The organism is Echinicola vietnamensis DSM 17526 (genome assembly GCF_000325705.1).
GTDB lineage: Bacteria > Bacteroidota > Bacteroidia > Cytophagales > Cyclobacteriaceae > Echinicola > Echinicola vietnamensis.
This window is the reverse complement of record NC_019904.1, coordinates 654,821-674,595: the sequence shown is the minus strand read 5'-3', so window position 1 is coordinate 674,595 and position 19,775 is coordinate 654,821. Positions and strand designations below refer to the sequence as shown.

Annotated in this window: 18 protein-coding genes; 12 read left to right on the top strand and 6 right to left on the bottom strand. The window is 44.4% G+C overall.

All coding sequences use genetic code 11. The features are described 5' to 3' along the window. Nucleotides 1-8: 8 nt before the first annotated feature. On the bottom strand, nucleotides 9-1,280 hold the full coding sequence (locus ECHVI_RS02880) for an OmpA family protein (RefSeq protein WP_015264440.1): 1,272 nt from the start codon (nucleotides 1,278-1,280) through the stop codon (nucleotides 9-11). A 172-nt stretch (nucleotides 1,281-1,452) separates the two neighbouring features. Between ECHVI_RS02880 and ECHVI_RS02875 the strand changes: the two genes are divergently transcribed. The 9 genes from ECHVI_RS02875 (at nucleotide 1,453) to ECHVI_RS02835 (ending at nucleotide 9,773) form a co-directional block, all read left to right on the top strand. Beyond that, the gene (locus tag ECHVI_RS02875) at nucleotides 1,453-2,370 is read left to right on the top strand and encodes a M20/M25/M40 family metallo-hydrolase (RefSeq protein WP_015264439.1); all 918 of its coding nucleotides are present in this window, start codon (nucleotides 1,453-1,455) and stop codon (nucleotides 2,368-2,370) included. A 33-nt stretch (nucleotides 2,371-2,403) separates the two neighbouring features. After that, complete coding sequence (gene hpt, locus ECHVI_RS02870; protein ID WP_015264438.1) at nucleotides 2,404-2,985, top strand: hypoxanthine phosphoribosyltransferase; 582 nt, start codon at nucleotides 2,404-2,406, stop codon at nucleotides 2,983-2,985. A 41-nt stretch (nucleotides 2,986-3,026) separates the two neighbouring features. After that, nucleotides 3,027-3,599 (top strand): adenylate kinase, encoded by a 573-nt coding sequence (locus tag ECHVI_RS02865; RefSeq protein WP_015264437.1) that lies wholly within the window; start codon nucleotides 3,027-3,029, stop codon nucleotides 3,597-3,599. A 91-nt stretch (nucleotides 3,600-3,690) separates the two neighbouring features. Next, nucleotides 3,691-4,683 (top strand): GTPase ObgE, encoded by a 993-nt coding sequence (obgE, locus tag ECHVI_RS02860; protein WP_015264436.1) that lies wholly within the window; start codon nucleotides 3,691-3,693, stop codon nucleotides 4,681-4,683. Between the two features lie 75 nt (nucleotides 4,684-4,758). Further along, on the top strand, nucleotides 4,759-5,379 hold the full coding sequence (locus ECHVI_RS02855; protein WP_015264435.1) for a nucleotide exchange factor GrpE: 621 nt from the start codon (nucleotides 4,759-4,761) through the stop codon (nucleotides 5,377-5,379). Nucleotides 5,380-5,385: 6 nt separating this feature from the next. Next, on the top strand, nucleotides 5,386-6,501 hold the full coding sequence (gene dnaJ, locus ECHVI_RS02850) for a molecular chaperone DnaJ (protein ID WP_015264434.1): 1,116 nt from the start codon (nucleotides 5,386-5,388) through the stop codon (nucleotides 6,499-6,501). Between the two features lie 95 nt (nucleotides 6,502-6,596). Then, nucleotides 6,597-7,490, top strand: coding sequence for a hypothetical protein (locus ECHVI_RS02845; RefSeq protein WP_041738279.1), 894 nt, complete (start codon nucleotides 6,597-6,599; stop codon nucleotides 7,488-7,490). Between the two features lie 76 nt (nucleotides 7,491-7,566). Beyond that, nucleotides 7,567-8,466, top strand: a complete 900-nt coding sequence (locus ECHVI_RS02840) for an ABC transporter ATP-binding protein (RefSeq protein ID WP_015264432.1) — start codon at nucleotides 7,567-7,569, stop codon at nucleotides 8,464-8,466. Beyond that, complete coding sequence (locus ECHVI_RS02835) at nucleotides 8,463-9,773, top strand: ABC transporter permease (RefSeq protein WP_015264431.1); 1,311 nt, start codon at nucleotides 8,463-8,465, stop codon at nucleotides 9,771-9,773. The genes ECHVI_RS02840 and ECHVI_RS02835 overlap by 4 nt, the downstream gene beginning before the upstream one ends. Before the next feature lie 59 nt (nucleotides 9,774-9,832). Here the strand turns inward: ECHVI_RS02835 and ECHVI_RS02830 are convergent, their stop codons facing one another. Further along, on the bottom strand, nucleotides 9,833-10,303 hold the full coding sequence (locus tag ECHVI_RS02830) for a Dps family protein (RefSeq protein WP_015264430.1): 471 nt from the start codon (nucleotides 10,301-10,303) through the stop codon (nucleotides 9,833-9,835). A 159-nt stretch (nucleotides 10,304-10,462) separates the two neighbouring features. Between ECHVI_RS02830 and ECHVI_RS02825 the strand changes: the two genes are divergently transcribed. From ECHVI_RS02825 to ECHVI_RS02815, 3 genes are all read left to right on the top strand, one after another. Next, nucleotides 10,463-11,701: a sensor histidine kinase gene (locus ECHVI_RS02825; protein ID WP_015264429.1), complete on the top strand. Its 1,239-nt coding sequence runs from the start codon at nucleotides 10,463-10,465 to the stop codon at nucleotides 11,699-11,701. Between the two features lie 112 nt (nucleotides 11,702-11,813). Continuing rightward, nucleotides 11,814-13,394 carry a peptide chain release factor 3 gene (locus ECHVI_RS02820; RefSeq protein WP_041738278.1) on the top strand — a complete coding sequence of 527 codons (1,581 nt, stop codon included), beginning with the start codon at nucleotides 11,814-11,816 and terminating at the stop codon, nucleotides 13,392-13,394. Nucleotides 13,395-13,484: 90 nt separating this feature from the next. Further along, on the top strand, nucleotides 13,485-14,219 hold the full coding sequence (locus ECHVI_RS02815) for an RluA family pseudouridine synthase (RefSeq protein WP_015264427.1): 735 nt from the start codon (nucleotides 13,485-13,487) through the stop codon (nucleotides 14,217-14,219). A 574-nt stretch (nucleotides 14,220-14,793) separates the two neighbouring features. On the opposite strand, the gene ECHVI_RS02810 is transcribed toward ECHVI_RS02815, so the two are convergent. From ECHVI_RS02810 to hemB, 4 genes are all read right to left on the bottom strand, one after another. Beyond that, on the bottom strand, nucleotides 14,794-15,105 hold the full coding sequence (locus ECHVI_RS02810) for a hypothetical protein (protein ID WP_015264426.1): 312 nt from the start codon (nucleotides 15,103-15,105) through the stop codon (nucleotides 14,794-14,796). Between the two features lie 313 nt (nucleotides 15,106-15,418). Next, a complete protein-coding gene (locus ECHVI_RS02805; RefSeq protein WP_015264424.1) occupies nucleotides 15,419-16,567 on the bottom strand; it encodes a porin in 1,149 nt (382 codons plus the stop codon). A 124-nt stretch (nucleotides 16,568-16,691) separates the two neighbouring features. Beyond that, entirely contained in the window at nucleotides 16,692-18,002 is a 1,311-nt protein-coding gene (locus tag ECHVI_RS02800) for an ammonium transporter (RefSeq protein ID WP_015264423.1), read from the bottom strand. 513 nt (nucleotides 18,003-18,515) lie between these two features. Beyond that, nucleotides 18,516-19,484 (bottom strand): porphobilinogen synthase, encoded by a 969-nt coding sequence (gene hemB / locus ECHVI_RS02795; protein WP_015264422.1) that lies wholly within the window; start codon nucleotides 19,482-19,484, stop codon nucleotides 18,516-18,518. Nucleotides 19,485-19,775: the final 291 nt, after the last annotated feature.

The following is a 19,775-nucleotide window of genomic DNA, read 5'->3' as shown; positions in this document are numbered from 1 at the left end:
AGCTTTGATTATTGAACTTCGAAAGAAGCTCTTCTTGCAAGCTGACGAGCGTCTGCAGATTGCTTGTCTACACTGGTGTCTTCACCGTATCCTTTGTAGGAGATTCTGGAAGCATCAATGCCAGCAGCTACTAACAGATCGTAAACCGCTTTAGCTCTTTTCTCAGATAATTTCATGTTGTAATCATCAGGACCGATTTCATCAGCATAACCTTTGATGGCTACATTTACACCTGGGTTTCTCTTCAGGAAGTTAGCTACATAGTTAACAGAAGAAGAAGAATAACCTAGTGGCTTAGCGCTGTCGAATGCATAGTAAACGTTTACATAGCCTTCGTTGATCGCTTTCTTGAAGAAATCAGTTTCGTCAACCTCTTCTACAGGACATCCGTTGTTAGATGCTGGACCTGGAACGAAAGCACAGTCGTCAGAGTGATCAGGGATACCGTCACCGTCAGAGTCTAATGTTCTACCGTGAGAATCAACTCTTGCACCGGCAGGAGTGTTAGGCTCTTTGTCAAGGTAATCAGGTACACCATCACCGTCAGAGTCTTTCAACATGTCCTTGATTTCACCGATTTGGCTTTCAAGCTCGTCTTTTGTAGCATACTGAGATTGTCTTACATACCAGTCAGCGTGAACGTCATGTCCACCTAGGTAGAAAGAAAGCCCCAAGGTACCAGTCCAGGATACAGCGTTAGCGCCATAGTAACCAGGATCAGTAGGAAGAACTGAGGTGTGTCCATCAAAAGCAACGTTTTGACGACCTGCCACTAACATGCTGATGTCACCATTAAGGGAAACTCTGTTGCCAAGTCTAACTTGAGGAGTGAAACCAAAGATGAAGTTATAAGTGTCATCTTTAAAATCAGCCCATTCGTTTTCTTGAGGAGTTACTCTACCGAAGCCAGCACCAAAGTGGGTCAATAAACCTACTGTCTTGGTCCAAGTTTCAAAGTTGAAAACTCTACCTAGGTTGGCAACACCTTGAAGGTTAACTCTGTAATAGTTTGTTTCGAAAGATGGCGTTTCATCTGCATTTTGGTATTTACCAAAACCATAATCCACTTTCGCACCGAACTTCTCGTTAAACATGTATCTGACACCTACGTCAGCATGTCCGAGATTCAAGGAGGGAGAATAATAACCAGGTGACATTGGAGCCATTGGCTTATTGAACCCACCATTAACATCGATTGACCACTTATTGAAGTCATTTTGGGCATTAGCTCCAACTGCTAACGCACCAGCCATTAATGTTGATAGTAATAATTTTTTCATGATTTAAAAAAAATTTTTTTTCAAAATTAAGTGTTTAATTAATTTAAATCCAAACTTAGTAACTAATAACTGTAATGCAAATGTAAATTTTTTATTCAATAACTATAAATTTTTCACTATTTGTTTTAGGAGAAATTATCCCAAATTTGCAGAAAATAATCATTCATAAACTATGCCAAACCTGAATTTTCTGTTTGAAATCCTCGAAAAAAGAGCTGTTTCTGGAGATGAACAAGCTTTTTCTACTTTTATAGTGGATTATGTGCTTAAACGTAGAAGTGAGTGGAAGGTTTTACCTGAAGTATATTTCGGAGGAGATTTCCATGATAATATTATTTTAAAATTCGGGAATCCGCGTACGGTCGTCTTTGCGCACATGGATACGATAGGGTTTACCAGTCGGTATGAAAACCAGCTGGTGCCTGTAGGAGGTCCAGATGTGGAGGATGGTGATGCGTTGGTGGGAGAAGATGCCATGGGGCCAATAGCCTGTAAGGTAAAAGTCCAGGACGGAATGCTGACACACGACTTTCCAAGGGGGATAATGCCAGGAACCAATTTGTCCTATGAACAAAACATCACGGTGGAGGATGGCTTTATCCAGGCGGCATATTTAGATAACCGTTTAGGGGTTTATAATGCACTGCGTTTATGTGAGGACTTGGAAGATGGTGTGGTGGTGTTTTCTACATACGAAGAACACGGTGGAGGAAGCGTTCCCTTTTTAATGAAGTATGTGTATGAAAAATGGGGAGTGAAGCAGGCATTGATATCCGATATTACTTGGGTGACAGAAGGTGTTCGGCACCATGAAGGAGTGGCCATTTCGCTCAGAGACAAGTTTATTCCCAGAAAAGTGTTTACCGACAAAATAGTCCGTCTGGCAGAAGAGAGTGGGATCCCGTACCAATTGGAAGTAGAAGGAGCAGGGGGGAGTGATGGTCGAGAGGTGCAGATGAGTCCCTATTTGGTAGATTGGTGTTTTATTGGCGCAGCAGAGGATAATGTCCATACACCATACGAAAAGGTGTCGCTTAAGGACCTGGAAGCCATGATTCAGTTATACAAGTACCTGATGACTCGCTTATAGTTAAGTCTTTGGCTTTCAAATTAGGAAGCACAAATGAAAATTATCTATATTTGTATCGCCCTGGAGTCGGGGCTTTTTTATTGTAATATGTTAAAGGTAAAAGACAAGGAGTTTGAGCTGTACCTGTCAGAGGAGCAGTTAGGTGTGCGGGTAAAGGCACTGGGAAAGGCATTGTCTAAGGATTACGATGGAAAGTGCCCGCTTGTTTTGGGGATTTTGAACGGAGCGTTCATGTTCTTGTCGGACTTGATGAAGGAGGTTTCCGTTCCGCTGGAAGTTTCATTTATAAAGATTGCTTCCTACGAAGCCATGCAGTCTACGGGAAGTATTCAGGAACTGGTTGGACTCAAGGAAGAGGTGAAGGAGCGACATATTATAATTGTAGAAGATATTGTCGACACCGGAAGGAGCATGGGGCATCTGATCGATAAGCTACGGGAGAAGTCACCGGCCAGTATCGCGGTCGCCAGTTTATTGCTGAAGCCGGAAGCCTTACTGACCGAAGTGGAGGTGGATTATGTGGGGTTTGAAATTCCGAATAAATTTGTGGTCGGCTATGGATTGGATTACGATGGCCATGGCCGTAACCTGAGAGAGATATATCAACTAAAATGAAGGGGATACCCTACAACACTGTATTAACCAAACTATAAATCATGCTAAACATCGTGTTATTTGGCCCTCCGGGTGCCGGTAAGGGGACGCAAAGTGAAAAGCTCATTGCAAAATATGAATTAGAGCACATTTCCACGGGAGATTTGTTCAGGAAGCACCTAGGAGAAGGAACAGATTTGGGTAAGCTGGCCAGAAAGTATATGGATGAGGGCCGGTTAGTCCCCGATGAGGTGGTGATAGGCATGGTGGATGATAAGATCAAAACTACCAAAGGCGCCAAGGGTTTTATTTTGGATGGCTTTCCGCGTACGGTGGCACAGGCTGAGGCGCTTGACAAGCTGTTAGAAGAGAAAGATATGCGTATTTCTGGGATGATTGCCCTGGAAGTGCCTGAAGAAGAGTTGAAAGAACGGATCCGGCACAGAGGGAAGACTTCTGGAAGGGTGGATGACCAGGATGAAGAAAAGATCAACACACGAATAAAAGTGTATAAAGAAGAAACGTTACCAGTGGCTTCCTATTATGAGAAGCAAGGGAAGCTTTCTACCGTTCACGGTGTCGGGGGAATCGATGAAATCTTCGGAAAGATCAGTGCTGTAATTGATCAGTATTAAAACCGAAAATAATCGTACCTTTGTGAAAATTTAACAATGGCTAAGAATTTTTCTTAGCCTCTTTTATTTCAGCGGATTAAGCAATACTACAGTGGCAGATTCGAATTTTATAGATTACGTGAAGTTTTGCTCCAGGTCAGGAGCGGGAGGAGCTGGCTCTGCCCACTTCCGAAGGGAAAAGCACGTCCCCAAAGGCGGTCCTGATGGAGGCGATGGGGGGAGAGGCGGTCATATTATCCTCAGGGGAAATGCCCAGCTTTGGACCTTGCTGCACCTAAAATACAGGAAGCACATCATTGCCCAGAACGGTAAAGGTGGCGAAGGGGGGCGTAGGAGTGGAAAGGACGGTGAAGATGTGGTGTTGGAAGTTCCACTGGGGACGGTGGCCAAGGATGCCGAAACCCAGGAGGTGCGATTCGAGATTACAGCCGATGGAGAAGAAGTGATCTTGACCAAAGGAGGTAGAGGCGGTCTGGGAAATGATCATTTTAAGTCTTCCACCAATCAGGCTCCCCACTATGCCCAGCCCGGGGAGGAAGGCATCGAAGAATGGATCATTCTGGAGCTGAAGTTATTGGCAGATGTGGGGCTGGTAGGTTTTCCCAATGCCGGTAAATCTACGTTACTGTCCAGTATTTCTGCTGCAAAGCCGGAGATTGGTGATTATCCCTTTACGACCTTGGTGCCTAACCTCGGAGTGGTGAGTTACCGTGATGACAGGTCATTTGTGATGGCCGATATCCCCGGAATTATTGAGGGGGCTTCTGATGGTAGAGGGCTTGGGCTGAGGTTTCTCCGTCATATTGAGCGGAACTCCATTTTATTGTTTTTGGTTCCTGCAGATGCCGATAGCATTAAAGAACAATATGCCATCCTCCTTCATGAGCTGCAGGAATACAATCCGGAATTATTGGATAAGCGAAGGATCTTGGCGGTCTCCAAGGCAGATATGCTGGATGAGGAGTTAATGGAGGAAATGAAGGACGACCTTCCGGATGGCGTGCCCAGCCTCTTTATTTCTTCCGTAAGCCAATATAACTTGGACAAGTTGAAGGATATGGTTTACGCTGCGATTGTCGAATAATGTCAGTTTGTCATGATGAGGAAAGTGGCAAACTAATTGATATTCGTTCAGGAGTATGAGTGAAATCTATATCATATGTTAGAGCAAGATAGTTATTCAAAAGGAGATATGAATAAGGAAAAATTAGCCGCAGAAGAGCAAGTAGAAGCGCAAAACCAAGAAGTAAAAAACGAAGAAGGTGCTGCGAACAATGAAGAAAAGACTACTGAGCAAGCGACAGAAGAGGAGCCTGCTGAAGAATTGTCAGTTGAAGAGCAACTAAAAGCGGAGAGTCAAGAGCTGAAAGAGAAATATTTAAGGCTTTATTCAGAATTTGAAAATTACAGGAGAAGGACTTCCAAGGAGCGGTTGGAATTGATCAAAACTGCTTCTGAGGATGTGTTAAAGGACTTGATTCCTGTGGTGGATGATTTTGAGCGAGCAATAAAAGCTGAGGAAAAAGATGCTGGTGGCGATCAAACATTGGAAGGAAGCTTATTGATTTATAATAAGTTACTGAAAGTGTTAGAGGCTAAAGGGTTGACCGCGATGGAAGATCTCATCGGAAAACCTTTTGATGCCGATAATCAAGAAGCCATTACCCAGATTCCTGCCCCCTCAGAAGATATGAAGGGTAAAGTAATAGATGTGGTGGAAAAAGGCTACAAGCTTGGCGACAAAGTAGTGAGGTTTGCCAAGGTAGTCATTGGATCTTAAGATATTATGGCAAAGAGAGACTATTATGAAGTATTAGGGCTTTCCAAAGGAGCCGGTGCAGATGAAATCAAAAAGGCCTATCGTAAGATGGCCTTGAAGTATCATCCTGATAAAAATCCCGGAGACCAGGAAGCTGAAGAGAAATTCAAAGAAGCAGCTGAAGCGTATGAAGTGCTCAGTAACCCTGAGAAGAAGCAGCGCTATGACCAATTTGGCCATCAAGGCGTAAGCGGTAACGGCGGCTTTGGCGGCGGTGGAGGTATGAACATGGATGATATCTTCTCGCAGTTCGGAGACATCTTCGGCGGTGGCGGCGGTTTCGAGTCCTTCTTTGGTGGAGGACGCGGTGGAGGCCGTCGTATGCGAAAAGGTACCAATCTCCGCGTCAAGCTGAAAGTCAATCTGAAAGAAGTCGCCAATGGCGTAGAGAAAAAGATCAAGGTCAAGCGTCATATGGTAGCGGATGGTGTGTCTTTTAAAACCTGTTCGACATGCCAAGGTTCTGGCCAAGTAAAAAAGGTCGTCAATACCATGCTCGGCCAGATGGTGTCGGCAAGTGCCTGTCCTAACTGTGGCGGTACTGGCCAAATCATCGACAAGAAACCAGATCATGCGGATGCAAGAGGACTGATCCTTAAAGAGGAAGTCATTCCAATAAACATCCCTGCAGGGGTGGCTGATGGAATGCAGCTGAGCTTGTCCGGTAAGGGAAATGAAATTCCCGGTGGCGTAGCAGGTGATTTACTTATCGTGATCGAAGAAATTGAACATGATATTCTTCAGCGCGATGGAAATAACGTGGTGTATGACCTTTATGTGAATTTCGTGGATGCCGCATTGGGAGCGCACATAGAAGTGCCTACCATCGAAAGCAAGGTGAAAATCAAGCTGGAGCCCGGTACCCAAAGCGGTAAGATCCTCCGCCTGAAAGGCAAAGGAATCAAAGACCTCAACGGTTTTGGGCGTGGAGACGAACTTATTCATGTAAATGTGTGGACGCCGCAGCAACTGACCAAAGAAGAGAAAGAAAAGCTGGAGTCGTTAAGGGAGTCTGAGAACTTTATTCCCGCTCCTGGGAAATCGGAGAAGACATTTTTCGATAAAATGAAAGAGTTCTTTTAGTCCCAGCACATGTAATCATATTTAAAGCCGGGAAAAAATCCGGCTTTTTTTATGCTTAAGCCAACCTTTTTGCCACCACGCCGTAGGTTATTCGTATGTTGAATAGATTGTGCTTAATCATCTTCTTTACATCGATCATCCAAGGTGTAGCGATGGCCCAAATTGTCAAAGAATTTGTGGTAGAGGAGGAAACAGGGTTTGATGCCGTGCAGCTTAATTTCTCCTCCTACAAGGGCGTTTCTGATGTCAACAAAATGTACATCAATGACCCCGTTGTCATCCATTCCCACCTGTCGAAGGTCAATATTCTGCCCGATTTTGCTTATTCCATAAATAATCGGATGCTGACAGTTGATCTTAACCATTCCGATGTGGAGCAGGAGAGTTTTGGCAGAAGCCTCTCTTCAAAGCTTTTTGCGACCAGTGAAGGGGATTTTGATCATACCTGGGAAGTAGGTTTGAGTGATAAATATGCTTATTTTTTAGATTTACATTACGGTATTGGCCTGGCCAATGTAGACCTGAGCAACTTAAAGATCAGGCGGTGTAAAATCACCACTGCTACAGCAGATGTATCCCTGAAATATGCGAAAAATGCGAAGAATTTGGCTGAAATGGATACCATGCAAGTTCGGGTGAATATGGGGACCGTGGATGGCGTGAACATGACCAATGCAAACGCCAGAAATATGATCTTTGAAGTGAATTATGGGAAGGTCAACCTGAATTTCGAAGAACACGTGGAAAATAAAAAACCTTGTCAAATCACGACCACCGTCGGAGCGGGAGCGGTATATATTTTGCTTCCTGCGCCCCAATATCCCTATTTGGTGAAAATTAATTCTACGGCGATGTGCCGAAAAAAACTCCCTAATTACCTTACTGAGCTTAGCGATAAGGTTTATGCCAGCAAGGGATACGATAAGGATGCAAAGAACCTGATGACTTTTGAAATTGATGTATCTGTCGGCTCCTTGATCTTAAAGTAACTGATTGCCTTGGTGATTAAGGATTAGCCCTTATTTTTGTTGTTTATATGATTCTTGGGGTTTAAATCACACACGATTGGATATTCTTAAAATTGACGGGTTAAATAAACGGTATGGCGAGCAGGCAGCCCTTACGGATGTGGATTTGGTCGTGCCCAAAGGAGGCGTTTTTGGGCTTTTGGGGCCTAATGGAGCCGGGAAAACCACCTTAATTCGGATCATTAACCAAATCATTGATGGAGATAGTGGTTCAGTTTTCTTAAAAGGTGAGCCCTTGAGCCCCAAGCATATCAAAAACATTGGCTACCTGCCAGAAGAGCGTGGGCTTTATAAAAGAATGAAGGTGGGAGACCAGCTCATCTATTTTGCCCGGCTAAAAGGGCTTAACGGGCATGATGCGCGGACCAAAGTAGCGGGCTGGCTGAAGAAACTTGATATTCAGGCCTGGTCAGAAAAAAAGATAGAAGACCTTTCGAAAGGCATGGCACAAAAAGTGCAATTCATCGCTACGGTGATCCATGATCCCGAGATCTTGATTTTGGATGAACCATTCTCAGGATTTGACCCTGTCAATGCAGAAGTTATTAAGAATGAAATGCTCGAATTAAAGGAAAAGGGCACTACGGTGATGCTGAGTACACACCGCATGGAGTCCGTAGACCTTCTTTGCGATCATATTGCCATGATCAATAAATCCCGAAAGGTGCTGGACGGGCCCCTTGCCCAGATCAAAGACCAATCCCGGTCAAATATTTATAAGGTAAAGCTTCAAGGAACCGATATTGCCTTGCCAGCCAAGTGTCATCATCCTAAAGAGGAATATGGTGTGACGTCCTTTGAGGTGACGCTGGAAAACGGCACCCCCAATGACTTGTTAAGGGAAGTGATGGGGCTAGGTGAAGTCGTCAGTTTCGAAGAGCGGATTCCCACCATTGAAGAAATTTTTATTCAAAAAGTAAAAGAGCATGCACAATGAGTAAAGTTTTTTTAGTGATCAAACGGGAATATTTGGCCAGGGTCAGAAAGAAATCATTCCTACTGGCTACCCTGATCACGCCGTTGATATTTCCGGCGATATTAGGGGTGTTTTTATGGATTTCATTTAGCAGTGAGGGAGGGGATGCCTTAAAAATCATAGAAGTAGTGGATGAGAGCGACCGCTTTTTCATTGAAAGCAATGGAGAGTATGCCTTCTCGTATTCATCACTTCCACAGGAAGAAGCAAAGAAACTGGTCCAAGATGGAGACCGTTTTGGGTTCCTATATATTCCAAAGGTGGATGTAGATGCTCCTGAGGGGATTCGCTTTTATTCCAAAAAGACCCCAAGTGTCGGATTGGTGGGGGACTTGGAAGAGCGGTTGAGTAATCGTATAGGAGAGATCAGGCTTTATGAGCTCGGGATTGATCCCAAGGTCATCCGAAATATCAAAACACCGGTTTCCATCAGTTCGATCACCTTGGAAGAAGGAGGGGATGAAAAGGTGGCCAATGCTGGGGTGAATTATGGGCTCGGTTTTTTTCTGGGGATTTTGATCTACACCTTCATCTTTGTGTATGGTACCCAGATCATGCAGGGTGTCATTGAAGAAAAGTCCAGTAGGATCATCGAGATTCTCGTTTCTTCGATCAAACCGTTTCAGTTGATGCTGGGAAAAATCATCGGTATCGGAGCGGTGGGACTGACCCAGTTTCTGATATGGATTGTGCTGATTTCAACAGTCTCTTCGGTGGTGATGGGGTATTTTGGCATGCAGATGCCCCAGCAGCAAGCGCTTGAAATGGCCAATCCGGAAGCCGCCCAAACGATGATGCAGTCCAGTGAAATGGCACAGGTGTTTCAAGTGATCCAAGGGATCGACTTTGTGGAGCTAGTGCTGACATTCTTGTTTTACTTTTTGGGTGGATATTTGCTGTATGGTGCTTTCTTCGCAGCCATTGGCGCTGCAGTGGATTCTCCGGGGGATGCACAGCAGTTTATGTTTCCGGTGACCATTCCCTTGATTGCAAGTTATTTTGGGCTGTTTATCTTTGTGCTTGATGACCCGGAAAGCAATGTGAGTTTTTGGTTGTCTGTGATTCCTTTTACTTCACCGATTTCCATGGTGGGCCGGGCTAGCTTTGGCATTCCACTTTTTGATTTAGCGGTGTCGATGATCCTGCTTATTCTTGGTTTTTTGTTTACCACTTGGGTAGCTGCCAAGATATATCGAATCGGTATTTTGGTCCATGGCACCAAGGTGAATTACAAGATGCTCTGGAAGTGGATCAAGCAAAACAATTAAAGTATTGATAGGAAAAGAAATCAAAAAAAAGGCTGCCGATCATTCGGCAGCCTTTTTTGTTACCTAAGGTATGCAGAGAGCATCCAAACCACTTTTTCTTTTGAAGTGATATAATCACTCATGAGGGTGACTGTTCCTTCATCTCCTTGAGCACTGGCGATTTCCAGTGTTTCCCGTTCCAGCGTAAGCAAGGTGTTCAGGTTGTCGCGGACATTTTCCACCATGCTTTTGGGATCGGTTACTTTTTTGGCCTCTTTGATGGCTGCTTCCTCGATGTATTCTGCAAAGGAGCTCAATGGCCTTTCGCCCAGTGTAAGGATTCTTTCGGCCGTTTCATCAATGGCCTCGTTGGCGGCGTTGTACAATTCCTCAAACTTTGCGTGCAGTTCAAAGAAATTCGGGCCAGAGACATTCCAGTGAAAATTCCTGAGGTTTTGGTAATAGATTTCATAGTTTGCCAGCAGTTTGTTGAGTTTGGCTGATAAAACTTTGCTATCTTTTACTTTTAATCCGATTTCGTTAGTTGCCATTGTATAGATGTTTTGTTTATTTAAATATTTATTCGAATTTACGGGAATCATCGATAGCAGTCAAAGTGATAATTACTATTCGCCATAGATAATATCTATACAGCTTGGGCAGTTATAAGTATGAGGGACTACCACTAATCGGAACAGTGACATAAATTAATGAGGAATAAATTTCAAGATCTGGCTACGCTGGACTTATATCAAAATAGGGGCAAGGTAAAATGGATCATCTTTATCGCTTCTTTGATCATTAGTATTGGCTCTATCTACTATACCAATACCTTGGTCAGTGAGCTTAAGGAGCGGGAAAAAAAGCAGATTACACTCTATGCCAATGCCATGGAGTATGTGGCCAATAATTCTGACAACCTTACTTTTATCCATCAAGGCATCATCCAGGAAAACCATAATATTCCCGTAATCGTAGCCGATGCTTTTGGGAAGCCATCAGGGGAGTACAGGAACATTACGTTTAAGAAAAATGCCACGGAAGCCGATATAGAGGAAAAGCTTCGGTCGGAGGTGCTGCGGATGAAGATGGACTATGAGCCTATTCAGATTCTGGACAATCAGTACCTGTATTACACCAATTCGGAATTGCTGACGCGGCTAAAGTACTACCCTTATGTGCAGCTTTCAGTGATTTTGGTCTTTGGCGTATTGGCCTTTGCGGTGTTTAACCAGTCCAAGATTGCCGAGCAAAACCGTGTCTGGGCAGGACTTACCAAGGAAACCGCCCACCAGTTAGGAACCCCCATTGCCTCGTTGATGGCATGGATCGATTATTTGAAAAATTCTCCTGTTTGGGACGAAAACAAAGAAGTCATCGTGGAACTGGATAAAGATGTGTCCAAGCTGCGGATGGTTACCGAGCGGTTTAGCAATATTGGCAGTGCTCCCGTGATCAAGCAGGAAAATGTCTATTCTGTCATTGAAGAGGCAGTGAATTACCTAAGGCCCAGGATATCCAGCAAAGTGAGCATCGACCTGAGCAGCCATGCCGAGGATGTGGATGCGATGATGAACAGGTCGCTTTTCGAATGGGTAGTGGAAAATATATGCAAAAATGCTGTGGATGCGATGAAGGGGCAAGGGCAGATAGCCATTAATATCGTAAAGGAAAGTGAGCAGTTTGTCCATGTGGACATAGCAGACACGGGTAAAGGCATTGACAAAAGTATGTTTAAGCGCGTGTTTAACCCCGGTTTTACCACCAGGCAACGTGGTTGGGGATTGGGATTGACGCTCGCCAAGCGGATCATCGAAGGATATCATAAGGGAAGGATTTTTGTTCATCAATCCGAGCTCGGAAAGGGCACGACTTTTCGGATAGTCCTGAGAGGGGCCAATGAAAGCTCTTCAGAGTTTAAAGTGGACCGTGATCCTTTTCTTGACTGACGTGCTGGGCATGGCGTCTCCAAAGGGTCATAAGCGGAGTGTTCGCTAAATTATCATCTTTCGATATAATCAACTACCTTTGCATCTTGCAATTAAAGGAGCAAGAAGAAAGATGAGTTTGACCAAGGAGATTCAGAGAAGAAAAACATTTGGAATCATTTCCCACCCTGATGCAGGGAAGACTACTTTGACCGAAAAGCTGCTGCTTTTTGGTGGTGCCATCAAGACTGCCGGGGCGGTAAAGTCCAATAAAATCGACACCCATGCCAAATCCGACTGGATGGAAATTGAGAAGCAACGGGGGATATCCGTGGCGACCTCGGTGATGGGGTTTGAATACAAAGGTAATAAGATCAATTTGCTGGATACCCCGGGGCACCAGGACTTTGCGGAAGATACTTACCGAACCTTGACTGCCGTGGACAGTGTGATCATGGTGATTGACTGTGTCAAGGGGGTGGAGATCCAAACAGAAAAGTTGATGGAAGTCTGCCGTATGCGGAATACTCCGGTGATCTGTTTTATAAACAAGCTTGACCGTGAAGGGCGCGACCCGTATGACCTTCTCGATGAAGTGGAGGACAAGCTCAATATTAAAGTTCGACCACTTTCTTGGCCGATCTCCATGGGGAAAACGTTTAAAGGCGTTTATAATCTTTACAATAAATCACTGAATCTTTTTCGTCCTTCCCAGCGGAAACTTGCCGACGATATCATGGCGATCGAAGACCTGTCAGATTCCAAGTTGGAAGACCTTGTTGGGGATAATAATGCCAATCAGCTGCGGGAAGATGTGGAATTGATCGAAGGTGTGTATCCCGAGTTTGATAAGGGTGCTTATCTGCGAGGGGAGATTGCCCCCGTGTTCTTTGGGTCGGCGGTCAATAACTTTGGTGTACAGGAAATGCTGGACACCTTTATTGATATCGCTCCTTCCCCCAAAAGCAGGCATGCAGAAGAGCGTGAGGTGAGCCCGGAGGAGGATAAGTTTAGCGGATTTGTGTTCAAGATCCACGCAAATATGGATCCCAATCACCGTAACAGGATTGCTTTCTTGAGAATCTGTTCCGGGAAGTTTGAACGGAACAAGCCCTATAAGAGTATGCGGGCTCCCAAGCCTTTGCGTTTTTCCAATGTGACCTCGTTTATGGCGCAGGATAAGGAAATCATCGAGGAGGCTTTCCCGGGTGATATCGTGGGCCTCTATGATACGGGTAACCTGAAGATCGGTGATTCCCTTTCTGATGGAGAAAGCCTGACCTTTAGGGGAATTCCCAGTTTTTCGCCGGAGATTTTCAGGGAGGTGATCAATAAGGATGCGATGAAGACCAAGCAGCTGGAGAAAGGCTTGAAGCAATTAATGGAAGAAGGGGTTGCCCAGCTGTTTACCTTTGACATGGGATCCCGAAAGGTCATTGGGACGGTTGGTCAGCTGCAGTTTGAAGTGATCCAGTTCCGCTTAAAAAATGAATACAATGCTACTGTGGAGTTTGCTCCAATGAACCTGTATAAGGCGTGTTGGATCAGCAGCAATGACAAGAAGCAGCTGGATGAGTTTGTCCGGTCTAAAAACCGTCACATTGCCTATGATAAAGAAGGTAAGTTGGTGTTTATGGCGGAGTCCAGGGCTTGGCTACAAATGGTGCAGGACAATTATCCTGACATTGAGTTCCATTTTACTTCTGAATTTTAAGTAAGTAGATTTGCAGCAGGGAATGCTGATCCAAATAGACTGGAAAAAGATTGTCCAGAATCTCAAATCTCAAATCAAACACCCCAAACTATGGCAAAGCAACCGTTCACAGTAGTATATGAAGATAATCACCTTTTGGTGGTGAATAAACATGCCGGTGTCCTCGTGCAGGGAGATCACACGGGAGATAAGACGCTTACGGACTACTGCAAAGCGTATATTGCCGAAAAGTACGATAAGCCTGGAGCAGTTTTTTTGCATCCTGTCCACCGAATAGACCGACCAGTCAGCGGGTTGGTGGTTTTTGCCCGTACCTCAAAGGCACTGGAGCGAATGATGGTGCTTTTTAAAAAGCGGGAGGTTCATAAGGTGTATTGGGCCATCGTGAAAAAGCGTCCGAAAGAAGAAATCGGTAAGCTGACCCATTACCTTAAAAAGGATGAGAGCCGCAATGTGACCACTGCTTATGATAAAGAAGTGGAGGGTTCTAAACGGGCCGAGTTGGATTACAAGCGCCTTGGCAAGTTGAATGACCATTGGCTGGTCGAAGTACGCCCCAAAACCGGTCGTCCGCACCAGATCAGGGTGCAGCTGGCGGCGATGGGCTGCCCTATCCGTGGCGACCTACGGTACGGCTTCTCCAAACCCAATCCAGATGCAAGCATTAATTTACATGCCTTTCACCTGATTTTTGTCCATCCTGTCAAGAAGGAAAAGCTTTACTTAAGGGCTGCTCTGCCGGAAGAGGCATTCTGGGAGCAATACTTGGATTTTGAAAAAGTAAAAGCGCAGGATCAGCACCTTGGAAATACATTTAGTGGGTAAACTTCTCAGCAAAGCTTGAATTCATCCAGTCCATAAATTAAATACATTCTTTTAAGGAAACTGCCTTCAGAAAAATTGTGGATCCCTGGTATTGTGTATGATGAAAACTCGAAAGCCAGCCCCGGAGGGACGGCACATTCTTAGGTTTTGATTTCTATTTGGCCACGGATGAACGCTGATAAACACCGATAGGGTGCTTAAGGCATTGCAAATCCGTGTTCATCTCTTTTATCGTGGGGGTACCATGACTTAAAAATATACGATGCACAGGGCTGTGGCTATTAAGAGGGCTTCTCAGCAAAGCTTGCATTCATCTAGTCCATAAATAAAATGCGTTCTTTTGAGGAAACTGCCCTCAGGAATATTGCGGATCCCTGGTATTGCGTGTGATGTAAATTCAAAAGCCAGCCCCTGAGGGGCGACATATTCTTAGCCATGGGTGAAGCCCATGGTAAATTAGCCCATCCAACGTTGTAGTTTGATCCGTTTTCTAATCGATCTAAAAAAATCGTATACCAACAAAAAAGGCTACCGTTACGGTAGCCTTTTGATTTCTGACAAACTATTTACCCTGTTAGTTTCGCTCCCAGGGTTTTTGATTTTTAGCTTTTGGTCCTTTTGGTCTGGAGATCGGTTGGAGTTCAGTGTTAAGCTCCACTTTTTCCAAATCTCTTTCCCATAACTTTTGGTTTTTTGCTTTAGGGCCTTTGGCTAGTTCACCATTGATGTCCACTACTAAAGTGCCCTTTCTAGCTTGATCTTTCCAGGGTTTGTAGTTTTTTGCTTTTGGCCCTTTCAGTTCTTTTCTTTCTTTTTCCTGCCCTAAAGCCTCTATTGATTCGAATCCAAAGAAACCGGCAGCTACCATAACAGCTAATTTAACCATCGTCGTATAATTTATTGTTGTTGTTTAATTTCTTATACTGTACTAATCGAATTTTAAAGAAAAAGGTTACGGTTAAATCAGTTTTTTATGCAAGTATTTTTTTAAAACCTAAAATTATGTGTTGTAATTATGTTTAATTGTTTATTTATGTTGTGTTTTTTACAGCCTTCCCGTCTTAAAAAAGTGAATTTTAGTGGCTTTGAGGTTTTTTATAGAACCTTAAAAGTGTGTTTTGGCATAGAAACAGAAAAACCACGGCTTTTTACAAAGCGCGTGGTTTTTTTTAGAAAAATTTCAGTTTGTCAGAAAAAAATTAGAAAGAGAATACGGCTGCTAGTAAGAATGAAGACAAGCTTTTAGAACCTGCAAGTTCATTGTTTACAAAGTAGTCTTCTTCTGACATGGAGTCCAGTCTTACTTCTGGAATAAGGGTAAAGTTTTCTACGATTTTATAGTTGCCTGAAAGGGTTACGGCAAAAACGCTGCCGTCTCCATCGGTGTCAACACCGACTACACCGTCCAGGCCATTGTTGAATACATTAAAATATTCACCACGTAGTCCTAGGGAGAATCTATCAGAAGTGGAGGCTTGTACATAGCCGGCAACACCATAGAATCCAGAACCATCACCGTCATCGTCCACGATATCGGTACCGTTAAAGCTTTCTCCGGCGGCAGTAGTGTTATATGTGGCGTTAAGGCCAAGATAAACCATTTCGGAAACGTCATAGCCCGTGGTCAAGTCAATTTGGAACGTGCTTCCTCCTGATGCTTGGCCCATGGTAAGTGGGTAATCTTCATCCAGTTTTCCGTCTTGGTCGCCATAGAGCAAGTTTAACCAAGTACCGCCATTGTCATTTTCATAACCCAACTGAAGGCCTCCAGTGTAAGTGCCTGCCCAGTTGAATTCTGTATAGTCCGTAGGGTTCATTACGGCAGCCATCAGTGACCAGTTATCGCTCAGGGCGATATCTGCTTTCAATCCAGTGTGGGAGAAAGGACCGTAGGAGAACATGTATGAAGTGGAATAGTTGAAGTTAGCTGCAGGTGAAATGACTTCATATCCAAGGAAGGTGTTGAAGTTACCGAAAGTAAAGGTAACGGCATCACTGACATTCCAATACATATACAATTGGTTTACGATATTGGAACTTCCCATGGAATTGAAGACTGCGTCTGTACCCCTAGGTCCGAAAACCAAATCGGCCACAAAACCTATTTTTTCGCCTTCATAAGCAGTGATGACATTGGCCATGCCCAATGCAAACCCAGGTCTATTGGCAAATGAAGTAGCCGGAGCAACAAAGGAGCCGTCAGGTAAAGCTTTGTTTGGGGCGTTGAAATTGGCCCTGTAATAAGCATCTACTGATCCGGAGATGCTGACTTTTGATAGGTCTTGTGCCATTACTGAGGTCAATGAACCTAGGCATAGCAATACAATTAGTAGTTGAAGTTTTTTCATTTTACTTGAAATTAAATTATCTGTTATTTGTTAGGATTGCGGATAAGATACCCTGCCCAAGCAGTTGATTGGCGGAAATGAATGGGCAGGGTAAATGGTTGTATAGTGGTTGGTTGTTTTTTTATTATTCGTCGTACACGATCGTGTAGCCTCTGATACCGTGTTCGTGGGAATCCAGTCCGGTTTTTTCGTGTTCTTCAGATACTCGGATACCAACGGTTACTTTCAGTACATAGAAGATGACAAAGGCACAGATGAAGGCGGTGATGCCGCAAATGATTACGCCGGTGAGCTGTGTCAAGAAGCTGTGGTCAGGGTTGGTGGAGAAGATGCCTACGGCAAGTGTTCCCCAGATACCACAAGTGAGGTGGACAGAAACGGCACCGACCACATCGTCAAGTCGCATTTTGTCAAGGATTACGGCTGACATGACGACGAGTATGCCGGCGATGAATCCTACTATCAAGGCAGGACCTGGGTTGATGACGTCAGCACCAGCTGTAATGCCTACCAGTCCGGCAAGGATACCGTTTAGGACCATGCCCAAATCAAGACGCTTAAATACAAAGTATCCGGCTAGGAATCCACCCAAGCCTCCGGCACACGCCGCCAGAGAAGTGGTTACCAGTACAAAGGAAACCAAAGCAGGGTCGGCAGAAAGTACGGATCCACCGTTAAAGCCAAACCAGCCTAACCAAAGCAAGAAGACACCGATTACGGCCAATGGTACACTGGCGCCAGGCTTGTCTACGGTTTTGCCGTTTACATATTTACCAATACGCGGTCCTACTAGGATAACACCTGCAAGGGCTCCCCAGCCGCCTACAGAGTGCACGAGCGTAGATCCTGCAAAATCGTAGAATCCCCAGCTGTCGAGCATGCCTCCGCCCCATTTCCAGCTACCGATGATAGGATATACGATTCCTACATAGATGACCGTAAAAAGCAGGTAGGCCCATAGTTTTACCCTTTCGGCAATGGCTCCTGATACGATTGTAGCTGCGGTGGCAGCAAACATGGCCTGGAACAGGAAGTCTGTCCAATAAGTATAGCCGCCGTCAGCATATCCGGCAGTAACATCTGCATTTTCAGGTGCAAACCAGAACATGCTCCAGCCGGCACCGTCAAAGCCGAACCATCCCGGAACGTCAAATCCAGGGTACATCAAGAAAAATCCGCAAATCGCGTAACTAACGATCCCGATAATGGGCGTTACTGTATTCTTGAAAAGAATGTTTACCGTGTTTTTGGCTTGTCCAAAACCGGCTTCCACACCTGCAAATCCCAGGTGCATGATAAATACGAGTGCTGTGGATAACATCATCCACACGTTGTTAGTAGTGAGTAAGTTTTGGGTGATGTCAGCTGATAAATCAGCGCCTTGTGCGAGCGCATCGGTACTTACTTGAGCTAGGTCATTAAAACTCCATTTCATACAGTTGAATGTTTAAGTAGACTTATTTTTCGAAATTTTTTATGGGTTAGTGATTATTTGATGGTCTAAAGGTAAATATTTTTTAGGTAAAAAAACAAACCAATAATTAACAAAATATCATGAAAAGTAAGTTTGTGGGGTCTTTTTGTAACCTAAAATACTTAAAAACTTGCAAAAAATGAAAATGAGGGTGTTTTTTATATTTAAATATTAAAATCAAAATATTATCCTATTCATCGTTTATGTTTGATTTATATTTTATGTTTTTCGTGTATAAAGTGTTTTTAAATTTTAAAAAATGAGGATTCAGCAATATTGGTGCGGTGTTTTTATTAAAATATGGAGGTTTCGTGGTTTACCGGAATATGTTTTGGTTTATAGTTTTGTGAGTGGCTGGTTAAAAAATTAACTGTTATTTGTGAAAAGTATGCTTAATATCTGTGGTGTGGGTAAAAAAAGAGGCTGTCTCACTTTTACCTGAGACAGCCTCTTTATATGAGGGGAAGAATGTGTTTAACCCTGCAGCTTGGCAAATTCCTTGGCGAAATAGCTCAGGATAATGTTTGCACCGGCCCTTTTGATGCTCAGTAGGGACTCGAGCATGGCCCTTTCTCCATCAAGCCAGCCTTTTTGGTGGGCGGCTTTGATCATGGAGTATTCGCCACTTACATTATAAGCAGCGATCGGCAGGTTGGTGTTTTCCTTTAGGAGTCTGATTACATCAAGGTAAGCCAGGGCCGGTTTGACCATCAGAAAGTCAGCGCCCTCTGCTTCGTCCAGTTCTGCTTCTATTAAGGCTTCATGGAGGTTTGCAGGATCCATTTGGTAAGTTTTCTTGTCTCCAGCTTTTGGTGCTGAGTCCAAGGCGTCTCGGAAGGGGTTGTAAAAGGCACTGGCGTATTTGGCGGTATAGGACATGATGGAGACTTCTGTATGGCCGACATTGTCCAATGCTTCACGGAGAAAGCCTACGCGACCGTCCATCATGTCGGAAGGTCCCAGGATATCGGCGCCTGCATTTGCTTGTGCGATGGCCATTTTGGCAAGGACCTCCAGGGTTTCGTCGTTTAGGATGTTGCCGTCTTTTACGATGCCGTCATGGCCATCGGAGCTATAGGGGTCCATGGCTACGTCGGTCATGATGCAGGCCTCGGGAAACGTGGTCTTTACTTTGTTGATGGCTTTGAGGTAAAAAGTGTCCGGGTTGTGGCTTTCTGTGGCCATCTTGTCCTTTTTGCTTTCCGGATATGCCGGGAATAGGTCAAAGGCTTTTATGCCAAGTGTTAGGCATTCTTCTACTTCTTTAAGCAAGAGATCGGTAGAATGGCGATAAATACCAGGCATGGAGGCGACTTCTTCCTTTTGGTTGGTTCCCTCGATGACGAAGAGTGGGAAGATGAAATCCTTCGTGGAGAGGCGGGTTTCTTCTATCATTCCTCGTATGACGGCGGACTTCCGGTTTCTGCGGGGTCTTATGTTCATGGGTATATGTTTTTCTTGTTGCTCGGTTGCAAAGTTAATAAAATCCTTGAGGCTCTTTCGGGGTCATGCCATTATATAATGGTGCTGCTAAGGCAGTGACTGACTGGATGGTGGGAGCCAGCAAATACTGGGTGGTCCTATGAAAGCAGTGTGTGATAGCGGTAGAAGATGGGCGCTTTTATTTGTGCAGGTTTATCAAAGTGTATGAAGCGGCTAAATTGTTCATGGAGGTGCTCTGATGGTGTTGGCTTTGCCAAAAAGGGGGGCAAAAAAAGCCCGGAAGATTAACCG

Coding starts and splice junctions, on each gene's coding strand:
- ECHVI_RS02825 (WP_015264429.1), top strand. CDS start 10,463: ATGAGGAATAAATTTCAAGATCTGGCTACGCTGGACTTATATCAAAAT.
- ECHVI_RS02835 (WP_015264431.1), top strand. CDS start 8,463: ATGAGTAAAGTTTTTTTAGTGATCAAACGGGAATATTTGGCCAGGGTC.
- ECHVI_RS02880 (WP_015264440.1), bottom strand. CDS start 1,280: ATGAAAAAATTATTACTATCAACATTAATGGCTGGTGCGTTAGCAGTT.
- dnaJ (WP_015264434.1), top strand. CDS start 5,386: ATGGCAAAGAGAGACTATTATGAAGTATTAGGGCTTTCCAAAGGAGCC.
- ECHVI_RS02805 (WP_015264424.1), bottom strand. CDS start 16,567: ATGAAAAAACTTCAACTACTAATTGTATTGCTATGCCTAGGTTCATTG.
- ECHVI_RS02820 (WP_041738278.1), top strand. CDS start 11,814: ATGAGTTTGACCAAGGAGATTCAGAGAAGAAAAACATTTGGAATCATT.
- ECHVI_RS02855 (WP_015264435.1), top strand. CDS start 4,759: ATGTTAGAGCAAGATAGTTATTCAAAAGGAGATATGAATAAGGAAAAA.
- hemB (WP_015264422.1), bottom strand. CDS start 19,484: ATGAACATAAGACCCCGCAGAAACCGGAAGTCCGCCGTCATACGAGGA.
- ECHVI_RS02815 (WP_015264427.1), top strand. CDS start 13,485: ATGGCAAAGCAACCGTTCACAGTAGTATATGAAGATAATCACCTTTTG.
- ECHVI_RS02810 (WP_015264426.1), bottom strand. CDS start 15,105: ATGGTTAAATTAGCTGTTATGGTAGCTGCCGGTTTCTTTGGATTCGAA.
- hpt (WP_015264438.1), top strand. CDS start 2,404: ATGAAAATTATCTATATTTGTATCGCCCTGGAGTCGGGGCTTTTTTAT.
- ECHVI_RS02830 (WP_015264430.1), bottom strand. CDS start 10,303: ATGGCAACTAACGAAATCGGATTAAAAGTAAAAGATAGCAAAGTTTTA.
- ECHVI_RS02800 (WP_015264423.1), bottom strand. CDS start 18,002: ATGAAATGGAGTTTTAATGACCTAGCTCAAGTAAGTACCGATGCGCTC.
- ECHVI_RS02845 (WP_041738279.1), top strand. CDS start 6,597: ATGTTGAATAGATTGTGCTTAATCATCTTCTTTACATCGATCATCCAA.
- ECHVI_RS02865 (WP_015264437.1), top strand. CDS start 3,027: ATGCTAAACATCGTGTTATTTGGCCCTCCGGGTGCCGGTAAGGGGACG.
- ECHVI_RS02875 (WP_015264439.1), top strand. CDS start 1,453: ATGCCAAACCTGAATTTTCTGTTTGAAATCCTCGAAAAAAGAGCTGTT.